Origin of the sequence: Lysinibacillus sp. NPDC095746, assembly GCF_044763535.1 — a bacterium.
GTDB lineage: Bacteria > Bacillota > Bacilli > Bacillales_A > Planococcaceae > Lysinibacillus.
The window spans coordinates 1-4,585 of sequence record NZ_JBIWGL010000061.1 but is presented as its reverse complement, the minus strand read 5'-3'; the positions used below and the strand labels follow the sequence as shown (position 1 = coordinate 4,585).

The window sequence follows — 4,585 nt, the reverse complement described above, 5'->3', positions numbered from 1 at the left end:
TACTATTAACCACCGCTCGTTTTTTCTTCATTATAAACAAAAATACCCTATAAGATGACCTTTTTGAAAGTGTCTATCTTATAGGGTACATTTTAAAGCTATCACTTTGGACTGACCTTTTCTATTAATATTTGTTTTTTCTCATTTTACTTGCTAGCCAAAAGCCTACTGTTAACGAAAATGCATCGATTACGAAAATAATAGGCGGCGAAGTATATCCTGCATAGACAGATGCCGCAATAAGCGCAATTGCCAATATTAATGCAACATACCGATTATATGTAATTCTAGTAAACAATAATACGAGTAATGCTGGTAAAAATAACGCTAGCATCATTTTCCCGAAAACATCCATCATATATCCCTCTGCTCAGCTAGTAATAATCCAATACGATAATGATCATTGCTATATATAACATGCTGTGTTAAGCGTATTTCATTGTTTCGATCTATTACTTCTAGACGACAATGTGCAGCATTTAATTGCAAAGCCTCGTATAAATCATTTTCAGTAAAAATGGCCTGACCGTTTACTTTACGAATACATTCTCCTGCCAGTAAGCCCATTTTTTCAGCAGGTGAATCAGGTAAGACAGCCGCAATAATAGCGCCCTTTGAATTTGGTGCAACCGCATAAATGTCCGTTTTATCTTGCAGCGCATAGTAGATCGTGATAATGATACGAATCACGGCACCAATAGCCAACGTGATAAAGCCAATAAACGGCTCCAACGCAGCAACAAGTCCACCTATTAAAATTAACTGCCCTAGTATAAGCACCGCTCGGCCAATTTTAGGCAATTGCACAGTCGGCAATTCTTTTCGAGTAAGCTTTGAAAAGCCTATAACGAGTGGAAATAGTACAAGTGCAAAAGTACTCTCCCCTAATGTAAATTGGGGCCAATATGGGAAATCTACAGGAATAATATCACCAGGTATTACAAAGAAAATTGGCAATATCCAAACATTTCTTGAACGATAGACAATTGCCTGCATACCTCGCTTCGTCTTTTCAACTCTCGGTGTCGTTACCTTCATTGCTGTTCGACGAATTAATATACCCTCAGCAATCACACTTAGACCTGCTAAAACCGTAATCGTTATAATGGAACCATCTAATAAATTTACACCTTCTAAAGAAATTTTCCACCAAGAAAATGTCCAATTGTAATGGTACATCAACCACATTGCTAATGTTGCAAGCCCCATTGTGTAGATAGGTGAAAGTGCATTAATGAAGAACAGTAATAGTGCCAACGCAGAAATAGCAATTAAAATCATTAAAAAAGCTTTAGGCACTGTTAAACCTAAACCAACACTTATGAGTGAAATGAGGAGGGCATTTAGCCACCCAAATTTCCATTGACCAATTAGCTCTGTCCAACCCCAAATAATACGTCTATTAAAAAATTTCCGCTCCTGCTTTACACGACTATAACCTAATAAAACCGCAAATAACATTGCGATATACATTAATGGGTTAATTAAAAAGCGGCCAATCGCTGTTACAATTTCTATTAAAATATCACTAACCATACGAACACCCGCCGTTTCTATCTTGAATACTATGATTTTATTGTATCAAACGACTACACTCTTGCGTAGTACAATCTAGCAGAAAGCCTTCTATTCTTATTTTTTTATCGTATTCAGCAGATATTCATTTAAAACGTTGCAAGTACGTCGTTTACCATTTTTGTAAATTAATCAGAACATTCAAATATTACCTGTAACTTAAATTTGTAATAAGTGTCTAATAACTAGGAGGTGTTATATTGAAAGTTTTTAAAAAGATGATGTTTATTTCTGTATTTGCTTTGTTGATATCTTCGTGCAGTAACTTCACTTTTCTTAAAGAGTGTCCTGATGGGGTAATTGAATGGGTGGATGTGTTGATGATTAACGATATACAGTATGAGCATCATTTTCCAGAGCCAGCGAATGAAAATCTTCCTATAACAATTGAAAAAGGTAAAGAACTTGGTAAAGTGACATATAAAATGGCTGACAATGCATGCAGTAATCACAAGATGCAAAATGGTGATGCGACATATTTAAAAGAAGGAACAATCATTTCTGAAATAAAAGGATATCCGTCATCCTTGATTATTGCTGCAAATAATGATGTTTATGTAGCCAACACAAATAAAAAGGCAAAAACAGTAGGAGAACTTTACCCTATGGATCATTTAGTGAAGAATATCTATTTTGAAAGCAATGAAGATGGCAAGAGAATACACACATTTTCACAGTCCTCTAAGGATACGTTCCTAGCAGCATTTTACGAATTAAAATTAGCAGATGGACAATCATTAATTGATATAGGTAAGCAAGATGGTACACGTATATTTTTGGGGATTGAACTTAATAATGGTGTTTCATTTAGGCAGCTTTACTGGAGCGATTCTAATACATTCCAGAATGGAGCAATTGGAAACGATAAAATAAAGGCAGTTATTAACTATGAATTATCAAATCTAAAAAAATAATACAAGTAATATGAGCTAATTTCATAAATTTAATCCCTTTAGATCAAAGGTTCTAAAACAATAAAAAACGGGCACCTCCCCAAATTCGGTATAATGGTAGCGTCTAAACTAAACCATACTGAATGAGGTGAATGCCCTATGACTAGTGTAAAACAAATGAGCCTATTTGATAGCCAAGAATTAATGGAAATGAAGTTCCCGTCGTTTTTATACGATTTTTGCCACTTTCGACGTGTAACCTATTTTTCAGCTATTTTCAAAAAAGACATTACGTGGTGCCCCGTGAATTAAAATTACGGTGCTATGATACAGTCACTCGTTGTTCGTATTGTCGAGCGGTTTCCAACGATTAAGGATTTAATCTAGTGAACATCCTTTATTTCGATTCAATTGCGGTTTTCTCGTTTCAGACGTGGTTCCATTTGAAGCGTCCTATTCACGTATGATCGACGTTATTAGTCGATCAGATGCAAGATACATTGATTCAAACGGCCTTTATAGAAGGTTTCATTTGTGATAAGCATCTCGCTATAGATGCCACACATTTCGAATCACACGATGCAGCGAAACCTTCGGAGAAACAAAAAATGTGGACGAAAATCAAAAGAAGAACGTGAGGATCGGCTTGCGAAACAAGCAGAAATCGAAGCCAATTAGTCGACTTATGAAAAAGAAATCAGGCATCAACTCGATACACCACTAGAGACACTGTGGCAAGAGGTGCCCATCGAACCGAATTGGGGTATCAAAAAGAACAGTGACGGCAAAAATACGTTTTGGTTTGGCTTTAAAGGGCATCTCGTAGTGACAACCAAGAGTCAATATATCGCCTCTCGCCTCATGACATCTGGCAATTTGTCGGATAGTAAAACAGCGAATCCTCTTTTAAAGGAAGTAGAAAACCTATTTCCAGGGCATTTTACGACCACTATTTTGGATGCCAGGTATGATTTTGAACCCATTTACCGTCAATTACACGAGTATCAAATGCGTGCAGTGATTCACTATAAATCCGAGTGACGGAAGGAAGAGTCAGAGCGACGGAAGATAGAGGCAAAGCGACGGAAAGATGAGGCGAAGTGACTGAAAGTAGGGCCAGAGCGACGGAAAGATGAGGCGAAGTGACAGAAAGTAGAGCCAGAGCTACGGAAAGAAATCCGAGCGACGGAATCATCCGCAACGAAGGCGAGTATCTTGGATTTGGTGAGCATTTCAGACCGATATGTGTACGTAAACACAGCTACTGTTACGACAGCTTCGATGAAAAATACCGAACACTAAAATTCACAAGGCCAAAGGAATGTGCAACCTGTCCGTTACGTGACTCTGTCAAAAGGTTTTCAAAATCAAGTGTAACAATGATTTACGGAAATTTACGTATCCAGCACGTGGCTCTGAACTATGGAAACAACTGTATAAAGAGCGCATGCTGTTGAAACAGGAAGAAAGGCGAAACTTCACTTCAATCTGGTGACGTTTATTTATAATGCCTGCAAGTTGCAGTAGATCGTCTAAATGCTTTATTACAGACACAAACTCAAGCAACATAATTTTTAAAAACGTAAGTTTTCTTAATAGGAGCAGTCTAAGCTCTTGATTCATATAATAACGACTTCTACAATCATGAATTGTAGAAGTCGTTATTTTTCATATTGTGCTATCAAAGTTGTTTCTACAGCTTGAGAGGGAAAAGAAATATTTTAATCAAACTTTGCTCAATGTGCTATCTTTTCATTTATATAAAATGCTTTTTAGAATTACTTTTAACCAAACTTTATTTTAAACAAACCTTAGGTCCTGCATCTTCGTCAGCTAGTGCTCGAAATTTTGCTTCATCGCCCATTACTTTTCCGAGAAGATTCCTTATTTCTTAACCTTCGGCTAGATAAATGGCAGAAACCATAACCATTTCTATAGTATGATTTGAGTTAACCACCTGAAAAAATGCAAATAAAAAAGCCGAGAAATATATTCTCGACCTAAATTATTTTGCCTAGCGATGTCCTACTCTCACAGGGGGAAGCCCCCAACTACCATTGGCGCTAAAGAGCTTAACTTCCGTGTTCGGTATGGGAACGGGTGTGACCTCTTTGCCA

Annotated in this window: 4 protein-coding genes, 1 rRNA gene and 1 pseudogene; 3 read left to right on the top strand and 3 right to left on the bottom strand. The window is 37.1% G+C overall.

The features are described 5' to 3' along the window. Positions 1–124 precede the first annotated feature (124 nt). Positions 125–355, bottom strand: coding sequence for a DUF2198 family protein (locus ACIQ7N_RS23490; protein WP_132364002.1), 231 nt, complete (start codon positions 353–355; stop codon positions 125–127). After that, a complete protein-coding gene (locus tag ACIQ7N_RS23485; RefSeq protein ID WP_248717936.1) occupies positions 355–1,536 on the bottom strand; it encodes a PDZ domain-containing protein in 1,182 nt (393 codons plus the stop codon). Before ACIQ7N_RS23485 ends, ACIQ7N_RS23490 begins: the two co-directional genes overlap by 1 nt. A gap of 239 nt (positions 1,537–1,775) precedes the next feature. On the opposite strand from ACIQ7N_RS23485, the gene ACIQ7N_RS23480 reads away from it, so the two are divergent. The 3 genes and pseudogenes from ACIQ7N_RS23480 to ACIQ7N_RS23470 form a co-directional block, all read left to right on the top strand. After that, positions 1,776–2,489, top strand: coding sequence for a hypothetical protein (locus tag ACIQ7N_RS23480; RefSeq protein WP_402936652.1), 714 nt, complete (start codon positions 1,776–1,778; stop codon positions 2,487–2,489). A gap of 720 nt (positions 2,490–3,209) precedes the next feature. Then, positions 3,210–3,509 carry a transposase gene (locus ACIQ7N_RS23475; RefSeq protein ID WP_402936650.1) on the top strand — a complete coding sequence of 100 codons (300 nt, stop codon included), beginning with the start codon at positions 3,210–3,212 and terminating at the stop codon, positions 3,507–3,509. 185 nt (positions 3,510–3,694) lie between these two features. Continuing rightward, positions 3,695–3,995, top strand: a pseudogene (locus ACIQ7N_RS23470) (IS5/IS1182 family transposase); the annotation flags it as partial. Between the two features lie 485 nt (positions 3,996–4,480). Here the strand turns inward: ACIQ7N_RS23470 and rrf are convergent. Beyond that, positions 4,481–4,585: ribosomal RNA gene (gene rrf / locus ACIQ7N_RS23465) — 5S ribosomal RNA — on the bottom strand; the annotation flags it as partial.

Bases quoted from the DNA above. Each gene is read 5' to 3' on its own strand.
- ACIQ7N_RS23485 (WP_248717936.1), bottom strand. From the start codon at position 1,536: ATGGTTAGTGATATTTTAATAGAAATTGTAACAGCGATTGGCCGCTTT.
- ACIQ7N_RS23490 (WP_132364002.1), bottom strand. From the start codon at position 355: ATGGATGTTTTCGGGAAAATGATGCTAGCGTTATTTTTACCAGCATTA.